Consider the following 20,429-nt stretch of genomic DNA (forward strand, 5'->3'; position numbering starts at 1 on the left):
TTATCATTAATAAAAACGTAACTTGTTAACAGTTGTCGATAATTGATTTGATGTGCTATTTAAGCGTTTTTATTGAAAATAAATAAAAGAAATGGGTTAAAATATGATGATATGTTATCAATCAATTAGAATCTCCAAGATCTTTATGGCCGTATCACTAATTTTAGTTCCTGGCCCAAAAACGGCTACAGCACCAGCATCAAACAAATATTGGTAATCTTGCCTGGGTATAACCCCGCCAACAATAACCATGATATCATCGCGACCGTACTTTTTTAATTCGTCTATAACTTGTGGAACCAAGGTTTTATGGCCAGCAGCCAGTGATGATATTCCTAAAACGTGCACATCGTTTTCTACTGCTTGTTTAGCCACTTCATTTGGTGTTTGAAATAGCGGACCAATGTCTACATCAAAGCCTAGATCGGCATAACCGGTAGCTACTACTTTGGCACCACGATCATGACCATCTTGTCCCATTTTTGCAATCATAATACGGGGCCTTCTGCCATCTTTTATTGCAAATGAATCGGCAAGTTCTCTAGCTTTTTTAAAGCTTTCGTTATCTTTTATTTCTTTACTGTACACTCCTGAAAATGATTTTATTTGCGCTTTGTAACGTCCAAATTCGGCTTCTAGAGCATAGCTTATTTCTCCAAGTGTAGCCCTTTCTCTAGCAGCTTCGATAGCTAAAGCTAATAAATTTTCTTGTCCTGTACGTGCTGCATTGGTTAATTTTGATAGGGCTATTTTTACTTTATCAGGATTTCTGGATGACTTTATTTGGTCTAAGCGTTTTATTTGTGCATTTCTTACGGTTTGATTGTCTACTTCAAGTGTAGAAATGGGATCTTCGTAATCTAATTGATATTTGTTAACTCCTACAATTATATCTTGATTGGAATCTATACGAGCTTGTTTTTTTGCAGCTGCTTCCTCTATTCTAAGTTTTGGAATACCAGCTTCTATAGCTTTGGTCATGCCTCCAAGACTTTCAATTTCTTCAATTAGTGTCCATGCTTTTTCAGCAATATTGTGTGTTAAAGTTTCAACATAGTAACTACCAGCCCAGGGGTCGACAGTTTTTGTGATTTTCGTTTCTTCTTGTAAAAATATCTGAGTGTTTCTTGCTATACGTGCAGAAAAATCTGTGGGTAGTGCAATGGCCTCGTCCAATGCATTGGTATGTAAACTTTGAGTCCCCCCAAAGGCAGCTGCAGCGGCTTCTATGGTAGTCCGTGCTACATTATTAAAGGGGTCTTGCTCAGTTAAACTCCACCCGCTAGTTTGGCAATGAGTTCTTAATGCCAGGGATTTTTCGTTTTTGGGATTGAATTGTTTTACTAGTTTGGCCCAAAGCATACGCGCGGCACGCATTTTGGCAATTTCCATAAAATGGTTCATACCTATGGCCCAGAAAAAAGACAGTCTGGGAGCAAATGCATCTATATCCATGCCAACCTCCAAACCTTTTCTAATATACTCTAAACCATCTGCAAGTGTATAGGCCAGTTCTATGTCACAAGTGGCTCCAGCTTCTTGCATGTGGTATCCGGAAATACTAATGCTATTGAACTTAGGCATATGCTTGCTGGTAAATTCAAAAATATCTGATATAATTTTCATAGAAGGCGTAGGTGGATAGATATAGGTATTACGCACCATAAATTCTTTTAAAATATCATTTTGTATGGTACCTGATAACTGTTTTGTTTCAACACCTTGTTCTTGTGCGGCTACAATATAAAAGGCCATAATGGGTAATACGGCACCGTTCATGGTCATGGAAACCGACATTTTATCCAGAGGAATTTGATCAAAAAGAATCTTCATATCCTCAACTGAGTCGATGGCAACCCCTGCTTTTCCAACATCACCAACAACGCGTTCGTGATCGGAATCATATCCTCGGTGAGTAGCTAAATCGAATGCTATAGAAAGGCCTTTTTGCCCCGCGGCCAAATTACGCCTGTAAAAGGCGTTACTTTCTTCGGCATTTGAAAAACCGGCATACTGCCTAATAGTCCAGGGCCTAATAGTGTACATGGTACTGTAAGGACCTCGAAGGTTTGGCGCTATACCTGCTGCAAAATTAAGATGCTTAAAAGTTGCTATGTCTTTTTTTGTATAAACAGATTTTACATCAATACCTTCGGCAGTTTTGAAATTTTCCAAGGTATTTGTAGTAGGCACTTGGCCCTTTGAATTTAATGTGATATGCTGAATGTTTTTTCTTGGCATTTATTACTGCGGAATTTTATTGAAATCTACTTTAGAATCAGGTTTTCTAAATTTATTTTAGAAAAATCGATATCAAATAAACTGGCATAATATAAATCGAAAGCCACGTACGAAGCTAGATACTTATCAGAAAGGGTGTTACGGTATTTGTTAGATAAAGGAGCCCCGAACAATCTTGGACTCATACTATTTGTTGATATTAAAGCATTTAGTGTGGTTTTTAGACTTTCGTCCTTAATATTAGTTGCTATGCAATCCAAAAGTGGCCCATTATAATTAAGATGGCTTTGCGGATTGTTGGCATCCCATAAACTATCTTCTTTTTTTAAGGCTTGGAATACTTTAACAGTATGTGCCGATACCATATCTTGCAATTTTGCTCTTTTGTATATGGCTGCTCTAATAAATTGATTGTAGGCTTGTAATAGTGTCGTGTTGGATTTGTCTTTCCCGTAGAAGTTTACAATATCATCTTCAAAAGCATAAACCGCTTCTTGGTACAAGGCAGAATTTAAATTATCACAGAATTGTATTGTGGGTTTATCGGCATATTTAAAATCATTAAATACATTTTCTTTTTTACAACTAAGTATTGTAATGGTCAAGAGAACTGCAATAAGTTTACAATTGGTTTTGATATTAGTTTTCATTTTTTAATCGTTTTTGTTCTAATGCTTCTGCTAATCGTTTTTCTATTATAGGTTCTATTAAGGTTTTTCTTTGGTTTGTTTTCACAAAGGGGTAAAGCTCTAACTCTTGTTTCATTGCATCATTGGTATTAATATACTTATTGGTGCCTAATAATACGGTTTGCCCCGTATTGAATTGTAACTGTTCTTTTTGGGCGCTTTCTTTTATTTTCCTTTGAACGGTGCCTGTTTTTAATTGTTTTAAAAAGCCTCCTTGTATTTCTATATTCTTGAATAGTTCTAAAGCTTTTTCGGCTAATTGCTGCGTTAATGTTTCAATATAATATGTTCCATCAGCAGGGTTATCGACTTTGTTGAAATAGCTTTCATGTTTTAAAATTAAAAGTTGATTGCGGGCTATACGTTCACTAAAATCATTGGTTTTGTTATAAATGGCATCATACGGTAGATTATTAATAATATTAGCCCCACCAAGAATGGCGCTCATACATTCTGTAGTTGTACGCAGCATATTAGTATTATAATCGTATATGGTTTTATTGCGTTTAGTAGGTGAGGCTACAATATGTATTTGTGTGTTTATCTGGTATGTTACTGCCAAGGTTTCCCAAAGTACTCTTAAAGCCCTTAATTTTGCAATTTCAAAAAAATAGTTGGAGCCTAGGGCTACTTTAAAAGTAATTTGAAGCACTTGTTTGGTTTTTGCATTCCATTCAGTTTCAAGAAAGTTTAAATATTCATTGGCATGAGCCAAAGCATAGGCCAGTTGTTGTACCACATTAGCCCCAGCATTTTGGTATAAAGAGGTATCTATGCTAAAGGCATGGGTTTTTGCAACAATGTTTTTAAAGTTGCCAAAGTCACTTTTTAAATTAGCAAACCAATTACCTGTTTTGGCTAAGTTGCCAATAATATCAGTTTCAACGTGTATAGTTGCTTTGGTAGAAACAGTTAAAACTTGTTTAATGTATTCAAAATCTAAAAACTGTAATTCAAGGGTAATACCAATAGTATCAATATCCTTTATTAAGTCTTTTACTGCTATATCCTGTGTTGGAACAATAAACTTAATATGGTCTGCTCCACGGGTTATAGCTTCAATGGCATGTTTATTGGATTTATCAACATCTGCAACAAATATTGTTTGACAAATATTCCATGAAGTGGCTTTGGTATTTGAAATTTCTGGTAAACCTTTAAGGTCATCGGTATTGTAAAAAGGTTTTACCGAAATGTCATTATTTGTTTGCCAAATTAGGGTTTCATTATAATCAGCACCTTTTAAATCAAACTGAATTTTTTGTTTCCATTGTTTGGTAGAAACAGGATTAAATTCACTAAATAAATCATTAGTCATCATTTTTGGTTTTTAGGCTATCTTCATATTCGATGATGTAAATTTCTTCATTGTCACGTTTCATATAATATTCTTCTCGTGCAAACTTTTCCAATCCTTCACCGGTACTTAGTTTCTTTATGGCTTTATTGTCTTTTTCAATTTCTTTTTTATAGTATTCTTTTTCATCTTCAAGGGCTTCAATGTCATTATTTAATTCGTGATGTATAAGCCAAGAGTTTGTATCAAAAAAAAGCATCCATATTAGAAACAATACTAAGATGAGTACAAAAATATTTTTTAATGGTTTAAAAATTTTATGCTTAAATAATGCCATGTTATAATCGATTGTTTATAATAGTACGAACAATATCTATGGCTACGGTGTTGTACTTGTTGTTTGGTATAATAATATCCGCATATTCTTTCATAGGTTCAATAAATTGGTCATGCATGGGTTTTAACGTGGTTTTATAACGTGTTAAAACCTCTTCTAAATCTCTACCTCGCTCAGTTATATCTCTTTTTAATCGGCGTATTAAACGCTCATCGGTATCGGCATGTACAAACACTTTAATATCAAACATATCTCTTAATTCTGGATTAGTTAGAATTAGAATGCCTTCAACAATCATCACTTTCCTTGGGTGCGTTAAAATAGTATCGCCCGTTCTGTTATGCTTAACAAAAGAATAAACAGGTTGAGGTATGGGTATATTGTTTTTTAGATCCTTTAAATGGCTTTCCAATAAACCGAAGTCAATAGACCTTGGATGGTCAAAATTTATTTTTACGCGCTCCTCGTAGGTTAAATGCGAAGTGTCCTTATAATAAGAGTCTTGAGAAATAATGCCAACTTCCCCTTCAGGAAGTTCATTAAGTATCTGATTTACGACTGTAGTTTTGCCACAACCTGTACCGCCAGCAATTCCTATTATAAGCATAAATAAATTATTTAATTAGCTTATTGCAAATATATCATTTAATAGTTAATATTATTGTTTTTTGATTTTTGAGACTTCTTATTCGGAAACCTAGATAGCATTTTATTTGCTTAAATTTTGTTAATTTTTGGATGAGTAATTATGTTTCTGGAATTATTTTAAGTATACCTTTACCTTCTACACTTATATAAATATAGCCATCGGGACCTTGACGTACATTTCTAACCCGGCCTATATTTTCAAATAATTTTTCACGCTTGATAACCTTGTCGTTTTCAATGACCAGATGTTCTAAATATTGAAATTTTAATGAGCCTACCAATAGATTGCCTTTCCAGTCTGGATAAATATCAGATGTAACAAAGGTCATACCGCTAGGTGCAATGGAAGGTACCCAATAAAACAGAGGCTGTTCCATACCTTCTTTTTCTGTAATGTCGGTAAACGAGGTTCCACTATAATTGATTCCGTAAGATATAACAGGCCAACCATAATTTTTGCCTTTACCTATTATATTTATTTCATCACCACCTCTTGGTCCATGTTCATGAGTCCAAATAGCTCCAGTTTCAGGATGTTTGGTCATGCCTTGGGGGTTTCTATGACCATAGCTGTAAATAGCCTTTTTAGCACTAGCGTAATCCGTAAATGGATTGTCTGAGGGAATGCTGCCATCCTCATGAAGTCTGTAGATTTTTCCACCATCTCTGGTAATGTCTTGAGGATTAATGTCGCGTTCGCCACGTTCACCAATAGAAAAGTATAAATAGCCATTGTTATCAAACTCTATACGAGCGCCAAAGTGTTGTCCATTAGTTGTATTTGGTGTTGCTTTATAAAGTATTTGTTTATCTACTAAAGCATTGTTTTCCATTTTTGCTCGCATAATAGCTGTATTGCCACCACTACCTTCACCCTCAGGTGAAGCATAAGTCATGTAAATCCAACCGTTGGTTTCATAATTAGGATGGCATTCCAAGTCTAATAACCCACCCTGCCCTCGTACATAAATTTCAGGTAGACCAGAAATAGACGTTCTAGTTCCATCCTTAAAATGAATAAGTGTTCCAGCCTTTTCAGATATTAGCATGCTACCGTCTGGTAAAAATACCATACCCCAAGGAATATCCATATCAGGAACAACTACTTGTGTTGTGTAATTTATGTGAGATGGGGTTTCTACTTTAATTTCAGATTCTGTTTGTTGGGCACAGGAAATGCATGTTACCATTAGAACCACTAAAAAGGAATAAATTAATCGCATATGTTTAATTTTTTAAGTAAAATATTGTAGTGGTTAGTTGCTTAAAGTTATGAAAAAAAATATTTTTACTATTAGCAATTGCTAAATGAATAAAAAAAGTATATTTGCAACCCAATACAAAATAACTTTTTCGGGGTGTAGCGTAGCCCGGTCATCGCGCCTGCTTTGGGAGCAGGAGGTCGCAGGTTCGAATCCTGCCACCCCGACATCAATCTAGTAACAACTAGAATTAAAACACTGTTAATCTATGATTTTCAGTGTTTTTAGTTTTTATGCATTTTATTTGATATCAAATAAAAGCATCTGTTCGCAGTAAAAAAAGGTGCCCAATTCCTAGGTCTATATTAATAGATATTAATAGGAAAGTCATTAATTCCGATTCGTCAAGACCTTCTTATCCTAAACTAACAGAAATATTGGACAATTTGGTTGGTAAGTCCGTTTCTTCAGGTTAAATAAAAATCAAAAACATCTTAACAGAGTTTAATATTCTCTGTCTCTTTATTGCAATTTTATTATTGCCTACTTATATACTTTTAGAGTTTAATTATTTATTCTAAAAGTTTTGAATAGAATCATATCTTTTCTTGCCTTAAACATGTTATTAACAAAGTTGTTTATCACATGAATAAAGGGTTATTAAATTGTTTTATGAAATTTCAAAACAAACCGATTGATGGAGGGGGACGGACTTGTGTGTTACTAAATTAAACCTTAATAAACTTAAAAAAATAAAGATGAAATTTTTAAACAGAACTAAGACTCTATGTGCATTATTCCTTTTTTCAATCACATTTATTAATTGTCAATAACATAATGAAAGGAAAGAAGAAACAACTTTTTCAAAGCAAGCATTGTTGGATGATTTTAAAGTGTACAGAGGGGTTTAGAAAAGTAATCCTGCCGTAGCTTTAAAAACAAGGAAATTAGTATAATCCTCCAAAAATAAATTTTAAACACTACATTTGTAATAATTGTTTAAATGACAATTTTTATCATATTAATATTAATTAAATATTTTTAAATAATTATGGCAAGTTTTGGAGCAAGTAAGGTTTTTTTATTAGATGATGAAATCGAGTGGGAAGACCTTGGAGGCGGAATCAAGAGAAAAATTATGGGGTATGATGATAATATCATGCTTGTAAATGTTAAGTTTGAAGCCGGTGGTGTGGGTGCAATGCATAAGCACCATCATGTACAGGTAACCTATGTAGCAAGTGGTGAGTTTGAATTTACAGTAGGAGATGAAGTTAAAATTGTAAAAGAAGGTGATGGTCTATACATACCACCAAACACTATGCATGGTACAGTTTGTAAAAAAGCAGGTGTTTTAATAGATGTATTTAATCCAATTCGTGAAGATTTTATGGGATAACATCTTGTAAACTATATAAAAAAAGGGTTTCATTAGAAACCCTTTTTTTATTGTATTTGTTCACTATTTATAACTTCAGCATTTGCATTAGCGTTAGAAGAAGTTCTAACAATCAATTCAGCATTTAATATTATTTTATTCAACGTTTGTTTAACAAAAGGTTCTTTTGCTCGCTTTAAAAATGTTAGGGCCGCTTGTTTTCCAATTTCAGCGCTATGTTGGTTCACACTTGTAATAGTAGGCGTAACCATTGCAGTAAATGGTTCATTTCCAAAGCCAACCAAAGCAATATCCTCAGGCACTTTAATATTGTTTTCTTTTAGGACCTGTAAAGCTCCTAAAGCAGCATAATCGGCCGATACGTAAACGGCATCTGGTCTATTTTCCAAAGCCAACAACTGTGTCATTTTTTCTCGGCCATCTTCAATAGTTAGACTACTCTCAATTAGTAATGTATCATCTAAGGGTAGCTTGTGTTTTTTTACAGCATCAACATAGCCTCTAATCCGGTTGTTAAAAATGCGAGTATGCCTATAACCACCAATGTGGGCAATACGTTTGCAACCTTGTTGTATTAGGTGTTCTACAATCATGTGGCTACTGTCATAATCGTTAATACCTATATAATCAACATTTAAGTCGTTCTCGCCACGGTCAAACAAAATTAAGGGAATGCCTTTAGATTTAACTTTTTCATAGTAGTCCAAACTCACTGTTTCGTTAGCCATAGAGGCAATAATACCATCTACTTGGGTAAATAGGAGGGTATCTATGTTGCTACATTCTTTTTTAAATGATTCATTAGATTGGGTAATAATAATATTGTAGCCTTTTTTGTTTAATACCTCTTCAATGTTTTGTATGACTGAAGAAAAAAAGTTACTGTTTGTTCTGGGTACAATAACACCCACCAAATTACTTTTCCCTCTACGTAATGCACTGGCTAGGTGGTTAGGTTGATAATTTAACTCCTTAGCCACTTTTCTAACTGCAGCTTTTGTTTTATCACTAATACGGGAATCGTCATGTAAAGCCTTAGATACTGCAGCGGGTGAAATATTTAAAACATTTGCAATGTCTTTTATGGTGGTTTTTTTTTTGTTAGTCAATTTTTTATATATTTGCTTAATCGTTTAAGCAAAAATACTGTAATAGTTTTTATAATCAAAATGACTTAATGGTTTTATAAGCGTTAATAAGTATCTGAAATACTTGCTTAAACGATTAACTAACTTAAGAATAACTAAAATTAACAATTAAAAAAATGAGTAAAGTAGTAACATTTGGTGAGATTATGCTACGATTGGCACCTGAAGGATTTTTAAGATTTTCGCAAGCAAGTAGCTTTGATGTTGTTTATGGTGGTGGCGAATCTAACGTAGCTGTATCACTGGCTAATTATGGCGTTTCAGTAGATTTTGTAACACGTTTGCCTAAAAACGATATAGGAGAATGTGCCATGATGGAAATGCGCAAGCGTGGCGTTAATGTAGATAAAATTGTTTGGGGTGGAGATCGCTTAGGAATTTATTTTTTAGAAACAGGAGCAGTATCTAGGGGAAGTAAAGTTGTTTATGATAGAGCACACTCAGCAATAGCCGAGATAAAGTCGGGAATGATTGATTGGGATGCTGTTTTTGAAGGTGTAGAATGGTTCCATTGGACGGGGATTACACCAGCCATTTCTCAAGGAGCAGCAGATGTTTGTTTAGAAGCGGTTAAAGTAGCGAGCGCTAAAGGTATTACAATATCTACAGATTTAAATTACCGAGCAAAACTATGGAAGTATTGTGACGATGCACATAGAGAAGCTGTTATGACAGAATTAACTTCTTACTGTGATATTGTTTTAGGAAATGAAGAAGATGCCGAAATGCATTTTGGTATAAAACCAGAGGGTATTACAGTTCAAACGCAGGGGCATGATGTAAAGGCAGAGGCTTTCTTATCTGTTTGTAAACAAATGATGGAAAAATTCCCAAGAGCCAAAAAAGTAATTACTACTTTAAGAGGTTCTATTTCAGCTTCACACAACACATGGGCAGGCGTATTATATGATGGTAAAAAAATGTATGAAACCCGTCAGTACCAAATTACCGATATTGTTGATAGAGTAGGTGGTGGAGATAGTTTTATGGGAGGTTTGATCTATGGATTATTAACTTATCCTGATGATGACCAAAATGCACTGGATTTTGCAGTAGCAGCATCTTGTTTAAAACACACAATTAAAGGTGATGCCAACTTAGTAACTGTAGACGAGGTTAAAAAATTAATGGGTGGCGACGCTTCAGGTAGGGTTGCACGATAAAACAAAGAATAATGGCACAATATACAAGATTAGAAGTTGCTCAAGCTATGAAAGATACAGGGATGATTCCTTTATTCTTTAATAGTGATATAGAGTTAAGTAAAAAAGTATTAAAAGCTTGCTATGATGGCGGAGCTAGACTTATGGAGTTTACAGCCCGTGGTGATTTTGCTCATGAGGTATTTGGCGAGTTAACCAAATATGCTATTAAAGAACTTCCAGGAATGATTATGGGAGTAGGCTCGGTTACCGATGGTGCCGCAGCATCCTTATACATGGCATTGGGGGCTAACTTTATAGTAACTCCAGTACTAAGAGAAGATATAGCCATAGCTTGTAACCGTAAAAAAGTACTTTGGTCTCCAGGATGTGGAAGTTTAACTGAAATAGCTAGGGCTGAAGAGTTAGGCTGTGAGATTGTTAAATTATTTCCAGGAGATTTATACGGTCCAAAATTTGTAAAAGGAATAAAGGGACCACAGCCTTGGACCAGCATTATGCCCACTGGAGGTGTATCGCCAACAGAAGAAAACCTTAAAGGTTGGTTTGATGCAGGAGTTACCTGTGTTGGAATGGGGTCTCAATTGATTTCAAAGGACATTATAGCCAATAAAGATTATATTAAGTTAGAACAAGACGTTAAGGCGGCAATGGCAATTATAAAATCCATTAGAAAATAGTACTAAAATTTCAATTAACAAAAAAGGCTGAACTTTATATGTTCAGCCTTTTTTATTCATAGGATGTATCTCATTCAACTCGTACATAATTTTCGGCATATATAGGGTGCCCTAAACTATCCAATTCTATTTGGGTAAACTTATCTTCACTAATTATAATATTAAAATCAAATGTCTTTTTAGCTTTAATACGTTTTATCATAGCTTTAGAACCATATTCAAGATCTTCCGTCAATATACCATCTTTAAAAGTATAATCACCTACCCCAAACCAATCCAAGGAGTCCCATGTACGCAATCGGCTCCACATAATTTTGCTTTCAGAAAACATTTTCATTTGTTTATAAGATTCAGAAGGCTTAATCGTGTCAACCGAGCCATCCTCCCTGTAGTTTAAAAAACTTACTAATTCCCAAGCGCCTTTTAAAGAAGGTGCCTCTGGTGTCATTTCAACTTTATTTTTGTTGTTACAAGACAAAAAAAGTGTGGTGCAAAAAATAAATAAAATGGGTTTCATAGTTGGCATATTAATTAACAATTAAATTACTACAATTTACAAAAAAAAGAGAAGAAAAGGAATTAGATAATCACTAATTATAACATAATAATATCTTTTGATAATTTTAATGTAAGATTTGTTTCAAAAATTCTACTTTTGTTATTGATTAAATTAATAGCAATTATGTCAGATACAATAGAAAGAGTAAAATGCCTGATAATAGGCTCTGGTCCTGCTGGATATACGGCAGCAATTTATGCTGCTAGGGCTAATATGAAACCTGTATTATATCAGGGAACACAACCTGGAGGCCAATTAACCACCACCAATGAAGTTGAAAACTTCCCAGGCTACCCAGATGGCATTACAGGTCCAGAAATGATGATAGAATTACAAAAACAGGCCGAGCGTTTTGAAACCGATGTACGCAACGGTTGGGTAACAAAAGTTGATTTTTCAGGAAGTATACACAAAGTATGGGTTAACGATACCAAAGAAATTCATTGTGATACTGTAATTATCTCAACAGGGGCTTCGGCAAAATATTTAGGATTAGAATCCGAGCAAAAGTATTTAAAGCTGGGTGGCGGAGTTTCTGCATGTGCCGTTTGTGATGGATTCTTTTACCGTAATCAAGAAGTTGTAATTGTGGGAGCGGGCGATTCTGCTTGTGAAGAAGCACATTACCTTTCAAAACTATGTAAAAAAGTAACCATGTTGGTACGACGCGATGAATTTAGAGCCTCTAAAATCATGGCAGCAAGAGTACAAAATACAGAAAATATTGAAATACTGTTTAACACAGAAACCGATGAGGTTTTAGGAGACGGACAAGTAGTAACTGGGGTTCGTGTTTTTAACAATAAAACAAACAAAAAGCACGAAATACCAGCTACAGGCTTTTTTGTAGCTATTGGGCATAAACCTAATACGGATATCTTTAAAGACTTTTTAAAGCTAGATGAAACGGGTTATATTATAAACGTACCAGGCACCTCAAAAACAAACATTGAAGGTGTTTTTGTATCTGGTGATGCAGCAGATCATGTTTATAGACAAGCGGTTACAGCAGCAGGAACAGGTTGCATGGCTGCTTTAGATGCCGAGCGTTATTTAGCAGCAAAAGACGCTACGTTTGAAGTGTCGACGTCTACTTACAATTAAAATAGTATTATAGGGCTTATAAAAAAGCCGGAGAATTATATTCTTCGGCTTTTATGTTTTTAAAAGTCTAAAAAATGTGTTTTCTTTGCGGGCAGTAAAAAATATCGGGATGTGGCGCAGTCCGGTTAGCGTACACGGCTGGGGGCCGTGTGGTCGCAGGTTCAAATCCTGTCATCCCGACGAAACGGATATTAAAAGAAAATTTTTAATATGTAATTAATTGAAAACCAGTAAAATATATTTTTACTGGTTTTTTTTGTAGTCATTTGATTGCATATTTGTTAGTGTCCTATTTAGTGTCCTATTTTTTTAGAAAATAAATTTCTAAATTTATAGTCTTACCCGTATTTATATTTCGGGGCGATTTAGCTTTCGTTCAAGGTAATGTTTAACCCAAACGAAAGTAATGACAAACACTCACACACTAAATGTCCATTTTTGGTTGAAAAAAGCATCAATCAAGAAGGATGGATCAACTCCTATTTATGCCCGAATCTGGATAGATAGCTCACCAATTGATGTCAGCACAAAAGAAAGTGTTCTTGAAGATTGTTGGTGTACCAAAAGCAATCGGGCAAAACCAAGAACCAAAAACGCAAAATACATCAACGATGTTCTTGATGATGTATATTCCAAAATTAAGAATGCTTATAGGCAGTTAAGGGTAGAAGGAAGACCAATTTCGGCAAGAGCCGTAAAATTGCGTTATCTGGGTAAAGATACTGTGGTTACAACAATAAAGGATCTTGTAAAATACCACAAGGACAACGAGCTTAAAAAACTCGAATCAGGAACTAGTAAAAACTACAATGCTACAGAAAAATACCTTGACCGTTTTCTCATAAAAGAATTCAAGTCGACTGATATCCATTTGTCACAAATAGGATATACTTTTGTAGTGAAGTTTGAAGACTACCTGCGTAACTGCCCACCACTTTTAAAATCAAAACCTCTTGGCAATAACGGTATCATGAAGCACATGGAACGTTTGCAAAAATTTACAACTTTAGCGTTAAAGCATGGTTGGATCAAAACCAACCCATTTGCCCTGTATCAGTTGAAATTTGAGGAATTTGATTGTCACTTTTTGGAACAGTTTGAAGTTGATAAAATTGCTAAACAATCACTAGTAAATGAGAGCATTTGCTTGGTCAGAGATTTATTTGTTTTCTCATGCTATACGGGACTTTGTTACATTGAAATCAAGAATTTGAAAGAATGTGATATTGTTAATGGAATTGACAATGAAAAGTGGATTATGGTCAGACGCCAGAAATCTAATACGCCGGTAAAACTTCCTTTATTGGATGAAGCTCTGGAGATTTTGGGAAAATATTCGAATTATCCCACAGAATTAAATAATTATTCACTTTTACCAGTGATGAGTAACCAAAAAATAAATCAATACCTAAAGGAAATAGCCAAGTTATGCGGTATTGGCAAAAACCTTACCTTTCATGTGGCCAGACATACGTTTGCCACTACGATTACTCTTTTGAATGAAGTACCTATTGAAACTGTATCAAAGATGCTGGGGCATAAAAAACTGTCAACCACGCAAAAATATGCTCGGGTCATTGAAAAAAAGATTAGTAAGGACATGGTGCAATTGAAAAAGAAATTAAAAAGTCCAAAAGGTGAGGTAGAATATAGGAAAACAGGATATGATCATTTAAAGATTGTATAAATATGGTATCTGTATATACAACTATGCCGAAAAATGTCTATAATTTTTCATTAATTATGGAAATCCACAAGTTTTCACTAGTTAACAATTATTAACTTTATAGCTTAACCAAAGAATAAAAAATATGCCTAATATAGATATAATCAATGAACTAAAAAGGCTCTTTGATTTAGCAAAACGAGTAGATGAATTTGAATTTGTAAATGTCCTTATTGGTTATAATGGAATGGGTGACCAAAGATTCCTGTCACATTTATATGAGAGTGAAAGGTTAATTAATGAAATTAAAACCCTTATGGATAAAACATCTGATAAATATACAAAGACTCGTTTAGGGCTGTTGTTATATGGACATATATTTGAGATGGATGAACTCTATAATGTTCTTGGCAATTTATTAAGAATTTCCAGTGCTCAAAATTTACGCTATATTCCTAATTTATATAATAGATTTGACCAAGACGATATAACACCTACCAAAAAACTTAAACGCTTATTAGATCACAGTATTCAGTGCCGATTTGATGATTTTATAATACAATTGCAATCATTATATTATAATAGAATACGTAATGCTTTTGCACATTCATCATATTCTTTGATTGATGACGAGTTTATTATAATTAAAGGGAAACAAGTTGAAATTGACGGAACATTTAAAAGATCTATCAGTTTAGATAATTTTTTACTTCCAACAATAGAAAATGCATTATTATTCATCAAAGAGTTTTTCTCCTTACTAAAGGAGCACAAAATGTCATATAAATCCAATAAAATAATTCAAGGTAGTTTAGGAAACATTGAACCTATAATGGTTTTAGGTAATCCTGAAGATGGATTAATAGGTTTTGAAAGTTTTTCAGGGAGTTCTATAAAAATAAAAAATGCCTATGGCACAGACCGATTTATTGAGGCAATGAATATTCGATTAACAAGCACAAGTGACGCAAACAAATTATTGCTTGAAGAAATAGAATCCTATAATGAAAAAAAACGTCCTTCTGGATCAGATTTTGAGAATTTAAAGGTTAGAGTTCTTGCAACAGGAGAAAAAGAACTTATTAGAAATTTGTCCGTTGTTGTTTATAATTATGCCAATAATACCTTTAAAGCCGGAGAAGCTAAACCTGTGGCTCAAAGGGAATATATTATGAAAGCGGCATTGCCTTACTATGACACTGCAATTTCACTGGATCCGACTTTTGGAAGACCTTATCTCAATAGGGCTTTATCAAATTTAAAATTAGCCAATTTTAATGAAACAATAAATAATCAATTGAGAAGGCAATTATTAGAAGATTTAAAAGAAGCTTTAAAATACGAACCCACCATGTTCGAAGTTTTCAGTAATTCAGGTATGTTACAAATGGAAATAGCATTTGAAGAAAAAGAAATTGACAAAAAGAAAACAGAACTTCATAATGCTATAGAAAATTTTAAAAAAGCACTTGAGCTTTATCCTAATGATGATATTGTTTACGAAAGGTTAGCTACCTCTCATTGGGAGTTGGCAAATATTAGTGATGACAACAATAAAGAGCATTTTGAAAATTCCATTGAGAATATTGAAACAGCTATACAAAAAAATGACAAGTTATCTTATAACTTACTATTTGCTTCCATTCTAGGTGAATATGGAGATTTTGATGAAAAAAATTTAGAAACGCATTATCGTAAAGCTATAGGAATTTTAAAAAAATTAGAGGATAAATATGGCGTAAATACAGAAATAAAGTTTCGTTTAGGTAATAAGTATATGTCTTTGTCAATGCATTTGGAAAGCATTGAATATTGTGAAAAAGCATTTGTTGAATATAATGAAGCCAAAAAAATAACTGAATCTGATATTAAAGTATTAAATAACATAGGTTTTTGTTTACTACATAAATTTCGCTTGCTTAATGGTGAAGAAGCACAAAATGCTTTAGATAACTCGATTTCAATTTTAGAAGAGGTCATCGAAAAAGATAGTAGCCATACTAATGCATACATTAATTTAGGTATAGCCTACATTGAGAAGTATAAACTTGCTTCTAAAACAAACGAACACTTTTTAGAAAAAGCAATAGTCTTTTTAGAAAGAGCAGAAACATTCGAAAAAGGATGTTCTATTCAACTTTCAAGAGCTTATTCCTTAAAAGGAGATGTGAAAAATTCAATATTATGGTTACAAAAATCTCTGGATAATGGTGAGATTTTAGAAAAAGATGATATTATTGATAATGAAGATTTTGATAACATTAAAGAGGATAAATCTTTAAAGAATATTTTTAAGAAAGGCTCAAAAAAATAATGTCAAAATCTAAAGGAAGAAAACAAAAAACTAAAAAGCAAAAGTCTGCTGCCAAGATTACCTATTCCTTAAACAAGGATTTAAATATAGCACTAAATGACTTAGCTATTAAGAGAACAGGAGGAACTGTTAATTTTAGAGGAATAGGATTTCAATTACTCTATTCTTGTTTTACTCTTTTAAATGAATTAGATAACTCAAGCCCAGGCAAAGTTGTTCGATTGGAGGGTATTGAAGACCTGGATATTATTGAGATCGATAATAATCAATATATTCAACTCAAATCTTCAATTAATACAATAGATGCAGGTAGTTTCTGGGAAATGGGAGTTTTGCAAAACTTTTTAGAAGCATTTAAAATCAATCCAAACTGCAAATTAAAACTTGTATATAATTTTAAACTCTCTAAAGGAAACTTAAATGATTTAGCAATTAAAAAAATATCAGATAAAACTTCTACTTTTTGGAAACAAAAATTTGAAGACTCATCATTAAATATTTCTAATATTAATTTTGACTTTTTTATAAAAAATATTGATTTCATAAAAGTTTCCGAATCTTTTTTAATAGAGCATTGTAACAAGCATTTACTTGAAAGATTTAATATCAATATAGGTGTAGAGAACCAATATCTAAAAGCTCTTTTTTATAGTTCATTTAATTGGTCTAGAGAACGTACTCCAGTAAAATTTTTAGATTTAAAAAATGTATTTCAGTCGGTAACGGATTCTTTTTCGAAAAGTCCTACTAATCCAGCAATTGAAAATAATTGGATACAAAAAATAGATTTTGATGATTTAACACACTCAATAATAAGAGATGACTATTACGCAGGTAAAGCAGCAAGGCCAATTCATATCGCTCAAAATTTACCAGTAAAAAGGAGTGAATGGCATAATCAAATTTTAAGGGAAATAAGTGAGAACAGTATCGTAATTGTTAAATCTTCAAGTGGTCAAGGAAAATCTACTTTGGCTTGGCAAACCAGTTTTGATTTAAAAATAAGTGGGTATTCCATTTACGAATTAAAATATTGTAGTGATAATAGCAATGTTGCTGGTTTATTTGATTTTATAAAATCACGTGTACAGATTGGCGAATTGCCTATTATTGTAATAGACGGACTAAATAATACTTTATCTAAATATTATGAATTAATTGACAGAACACATCTTCTACCTGTAAAATTTATAATAACTACTCGCCATGTAGATTGGTATAAATATGGGTTGGATTTATCTAAGACAAGTATTAAAATTATAGATATAAGCTTATCGCTCAATGAGGCAAAAACAATTTTTTTAGAACTAAAAAAGCGAAATAAAATACATTCAGGAATTTCGAACTGGCAATCGGCATGGGAGAGCATTGAATCTAAAGGATTACTAATTGAATTTGTGTACCTATTGACTAAAGGGGAAATGCTATCTAATCGTTTGAGATCCCAAATAAAAGAGATTAATACAGAGAAAGATGCTAATTCAAAAGTAGAAATACTCCGTCTTATTTCAATTGCAGATGTTTTAGGTTTAAAAATTAAGTCAATAAATCTTATAAATTATATCGAAGAGAATATTGGTTTTACAACAGATAGAGGAGAGGCTTTAAAACAACTTGAAAAGGAATTTTATTTAAGGTTTGACGAAGAATTTATTGAAGGACTGCATCCAGTAAGATCACAACATTTAGTAGATATATTAAACGATTTTATACCTATTACGGAAACCCTTTTGTCCCTCTATAAGATAATCACTGAAGATTTTATCTATGATTATTTTATTAGTATTTCCCCATTTATAAAATCGAATTCGAAAGATTCATTTTATAATGAATTAGCCAAACTAGTTTCAAAGCAAAAGTTTTCTGAAATGGTTTACGCAATAGACGGTTTAATGCATAGTGAACCTTTACAGTATTGGACAGAAAACAAGACGGTTTTTAATGAAGTCTTTAATCACGGTGGTATCGAGCTATTTATTACTGAAACACTGCCTTTTACTAAACTGGACACAATTAAAAACCTGAATGAAACTCTAGGGAAAAAACTTTCTGGTCTAAATTTCTTTTCACAGAAGTCCGAAGAACTAACTCTATATGATATAAAAGAGTCTGATATAGTAAAATTCACTAATTATTTATCAAACCATATTGACTCTAATTTAAATAATATTGAAAGCTATCAAGGTTTAGGTTTTCTTATTAAATGGTTTAATCAATTATCGGTTTCGGTACCGTTGAGAATTGAATTAAGTGAAAATAAATTATTGGAGGTATTAAAAAATGAAAGTATCGATGAAGCCTCTGAACTTTTTAGCTATTATAATATTACAAGTCCCAAAAGGTACTCGCACTTTGTGAAAAAGCAGAAAGACTTAATTATTGGCATATTGAAAAGAAAAACCAATTCTTTATCTATAAAAGAAAAAGGTAAAGATATCCATATAGAATATTTATTGGATAAAGATGCTGATAAGACAAATGAGTTTAGCGTTTACAGGATTCAAACTGTTTATAGACTATTACCAATTTATGATAGGTATTGTACTAAAGCGATAATTCTTCCTTTTCCAAATGAAGAAATTTATGAAGTTGTTTTGCAGAACTCAATAAAAGCTATGCCTAAAGGAAATATTATAGATACCTTCGATATACACATTAACCAAATATGGAATAATACAATACTTGATAAGTATCGTTGTTCTTCAAATTATGAGTGGCAAAGTCAATACATAGAAATACGAGAGGAGTCATTGAAATTTGCAAAAATATGCATTCGGTACTTTGAATTTTCAATGGAAGGAAATCAATCTAGGTTTAAATCTTCATTAAATCAATTAATAGCACAGATAAAAGCTTTATCTAATTTATTGAGTAAGACAAAAGGATATACTCGTTTATCAAGGAAATACTATGATAAAGGCCAATTTTCCGAATATGAAAAACAAATAAACAATTGGTGTTCATCCTTAAGAAATACTCTTAATCAATTAGCTAATATAGTTGAGCCGAAGCAAGATAATGAAAGAAATGTGGCTTTTATAAACTTGAAAGCAGTGTTTTATAAATTATCAGAAATGCAACAATCATTCGATACAATAGTAGAGAATTCTTTTATGTATTATGATACTGTTAGGTTAAAAGAAGAAGAGCAATTATGGTATAATAGATTACTCGTTACGGTTTCATTTTATATATTATTCTTTATTAATTCCAATCGTAGTAGAATATTTAATTCTAAACAAACAATAAAGAGATGGTGGGAAGTAAATAATGCAAGAAAGCTAACGCAAATACATCAAATAATTTCAGAATTTGAAAACGAATCTTATTTTTCATTTCATCTGCCAAATAAAATTATAGAAACCGAAACTTTAAGTGAGGTTGCTATTGGCATAACAGGATTGACGCCCGAAAATTTTGAAGAGGAATCCCTTTATCTAATTCAAGGTTTAGTGGGCTTGGCTTCTACGGAAATAGATTTTTTTAATTTTATAAATATCCAGGACTCACAAGCAATAAGTAATGGTTTTAGGGTTCAGAAAGTGTTTTTTGAGAGATTTAGAAATTTTTTAGAGACAGGTGAATTTCAAGAAAGTAATTATGGAAATCCATTACCTATAATCGTTGATAAATCAATGCTGGATTCTCTAAATGGTATAAGATTAAAGGAAATACCAATAAATGAATATGCAGAATCATTTACAAAAATGATGTTTACAATATGGAAATTATCGGAATATAGAAATAGACTGGACAAAGGAAATAAAGTAGAACATGATTGGTTAAATGAAATTGAAAAAGAATACTGTACAGAGATAAAAAGCTATCTTGATAAGTTTGAAGTTACTGACAAATTTAAAAGTAATATTGAAGAATTCTTAATAGATAATTTTACGATATCAAAAGATGAGATAATAGATACATTAACGGATCATCTTGTTAAAATGAATGGTGAATAGAAGAAAGAACAAGATTTCATTTG

Annotated in this window: 15 protein-coding genes and 2 tRNA genes; 9 read left to right on the forward strand and 8 right to left on the reverse strand. The window is 32.7% G+C overall.

The window, feature by feature from the left end:
- Positions 1 to 117: 117 nt before the first annotated feature.
- The 6 genes from scpA to AC5SR4_RS11400 all read right to left on the reverse strand — a co-directional run bounded on the left by scpA (position 118) and on the right by AC5SR4_RS11400 (position 6,435).
- The gene (gene scpA / locus AC5SR4_RS11375) at positions 118 to 2,241 is read right to left on the reverse strand and encodes a methylmalonyl-CoA mutase (RefSeq protein ID WP_495356366.1); all 2,124 of its coding nucleotides are present in this window, start codon (positions 2,239 to 2,241) and stop codon (positions 118 to 120) included.
- A 26-nt stretch (positions 2,242 to 2,267) separates the two neighbouring features.
- Positions 2,268 to 2,891 (reverse strand): hypothetical protein, encoded by a 624-nt coding sequence (locus tag AC5SR4_RS11380; RefSeq protein WP_495356367.1) that lies wholly within the window; start codon positions 2,889 to 2,891, stop codon positions 2,268 to 2,270.
- Positions 2,881 to 4,248, reverse strand: coding sequence for a methylmalonyl-CoA mutase subunit beta (locus AC5SR4_RS11385; protein ID WP_495359181.1), 1,368 nt, complete (start codon positions 4,246 to 4,248; stop codon positions 2,881 to 2,883). The genes AC5SR4_RS11380 and AC5SR4_RS11385 overlap by 11 nt, the downstream gene beginning before the upstream one ends.
- Positions 4,241 to 4,564, reverse strand: coding sequence for an FtsB family cell division protein (locus AC5SR4_RS11390; protein ID WP_495356368.1), 324 nt, complete (start codon positions 4,562 to 4,564; stop codon positions 4,241 to 4,243). Before AC5SR4_RS11390 ends, AC5SR4_RS11385 begins: the two co-directional genes overlap by 8 nt.
- 1 nt (position 4,565) lies before the next feature.
- Positions 4,566 to 5,171: a uridine kinase gene (udk, locus tag AC5SR4_RS11395; RefSeq protein WP_495356369.1), complete on the reverse strand. Its 606-nt coding sequence runs from the start codon at positions 5,169 to 5,171 to the stop codon at positions 4,566 to 4,568.
- A gap of 139 nt (positions 5,172 to 5,310) precedes the next feature.
- Positions 5,311 to 6,435 (reverse strand): PQQ-dependent sugar dehydrogenase, encoded by a 1,125-nt coding sequence (locus tag AC5SR4_RS11400; protein ID WP_495356370.1) that lies wholly within the window; start codon positions 6,433 to 6,435, stop codon positions 5,311 to 5,313.
- A gap of 131 nt (positions 6,436 to 6,566) precedes the next feature.
- On the opposite strand from AC5SR4_RS11400, the gene AC5SR4_RS11405 reads away from it, so the two are divergent.
- Positions 6,567 to 6,641 (forward strand) — tRNA-Pro (locus AC5SR4_RS11405).
- An 824-nt stretch (positions 6,642 to 7,465) separates the two neighbouring features.
- Positions 7,466 to 7,813, forward strand: coding sequence for a cupin domain-containing protein (locus AC5SR4_RS11410; RefSeq protein ID WP_495356371.1), 348 nt, complete (start codon positions 7,466 to 7,468; stop codon positions 7,811 to 7,813).
- A 47-nt stretch (positions 7,814 to 7,860) separates the two neighbouring features.
- Here the strand turns inward: AC5SR4_RS11410 and AC5SR4_RS11415 are convergent, their stop codons facing one another.
- Positions 7,861 to 8,922, reverse strand: a complete 1,062-nt coding sequence (locus AC5SR4_RS11415) for a LacI family DNA-binding transcriptional regulator (RefSeq protein ID WP_495356372.1) — start codon at positions 8,920 to 8,922, stop codon at positions 7,861 to 7,863.
- A 155-nt stretch (positions 8,923 to 9,077) separates the two neighbouring features.
- Here AC5SR4_RS11415 and AC5SR4_RS11420 point away from each other — a divergent pair, with 155 nt between their 5' ends.
- Together AC5SR4_RS11420 and AC5SR4_RS11425 are read left to right on the forward strand one after the other, a co-directional pair.
- On the forward strand, positions 9,078 to 10,124 hold the full coding sequence (locus AC5SR4_RS11420) for a PfkB family carbohydrate kinase (RefSeq protein WP_495356373.1): 1,047 nt from the start codon (positions 9,078 to 9,080) through the stop codon (positions 10,122 to 10,124).
- Between the two features lie 11 nt (positions 10,125 to 10,135).
- A complete protein-coding gene (locus AC5SR4_RS11425; protein WP_495356374.1) occupies positions 10,136 to 10,804 on the forward strand; it encodes a bifunctional 4-hydroxy-2-oxoglutarate aldolase/2-dehydro-3-deoxy-phosphogluconate aldolase in 669 nt (222 codons plus the stop codon).
- A 70-nt stretch (positions 10,805 to 10,874) separates the two neighbouring features.
- On the opposite strand, the gene AC5SR4_RS11430 is transcribed toward AC5SR4_RS11425, so the two are convergent.
- Entirely contained in the window at positions 10,875 to 11,252 is a 378-nt protein-coding gene (locus AC5SR4_RS11430; RefSeq protein ID WP_495356375.1) for a hypothetical protein, read from the reverse strand.
- 234 nt (positions 11,253 to 11,486) lie between these two features.
- Here AC5SR4_RS11430 and trxB point away from each other — a divergent pair, with 234 nt between their 5' ends.
- The 5 genes from trxB (at position 11,487) to AC5SR4_RS11455 (ending at position 20,406) form a co-directional block, all read left to right on the forward strand.
- Positions 11,487 to 12,467 (forward strand): thioredoxin-disulfide reductase, encoded by a 981-nt coding sequence (gene trxB, locus AC5SR4_RS11435; RefSeq protein ID WP_495356376.1) that lies wholly within the window; start codon positions 11,487 to 11,489, stop codon positions 12,465 to 12,467.
- A gap of 105 nt (positions 12,468 to 12,572) precedes the next feature.
- Positions 12,573 to 12,647 (forward strand) — tRNA-Pro (locus AC5SR4_RS11440).
- Positions 12,648 to 12,873: 226 nt separating this feature from the next.
- Entirely contained in the window at positions 12,874 to 14,154 is a 1,281-nt protein-coding gene (locus AC5SR4_RS11445; RefSeq protein ID WP_495356377.1) for a site-specific integrase, read from the forward strand.
- Between the two features lie 124 nt (positions 14,155 to 14,278).
- Positions 14,279 to 16,447 carry a tetratricopeptide repeat protein gene (locus AC5SR4_RS11450; protein ID WP_495356378.1) on the forward strand — a complete coding sequence of 723 codons (2,169 nt, stop codon included), beginning with the start codon at positions 14,279 to 14,281 and terminating at the stop codon, positions 16,445 to 16,447.
- Positions 16,447 to 20,406, forward strand: coding sequence for a hypothetical protein (locus AC5SR4_RS11455; protein WP_495356379.1), 3,960 nt, complete (start codon positions 16,447 to 16,449; stop codon positions 20,404 to 20,406). The genes AC5SR4_RS11450 and AC5SR4_RS11455 overlap by 1 nt, the downstream gene beginning before the upstream one ends.
- The last annotated feature ends 23 nt before the right edge of the window (positions 20,407 to 20,429 follow it).

Source organism: Aestuariibaculum scopimerae, assembly GCF_059428085.1.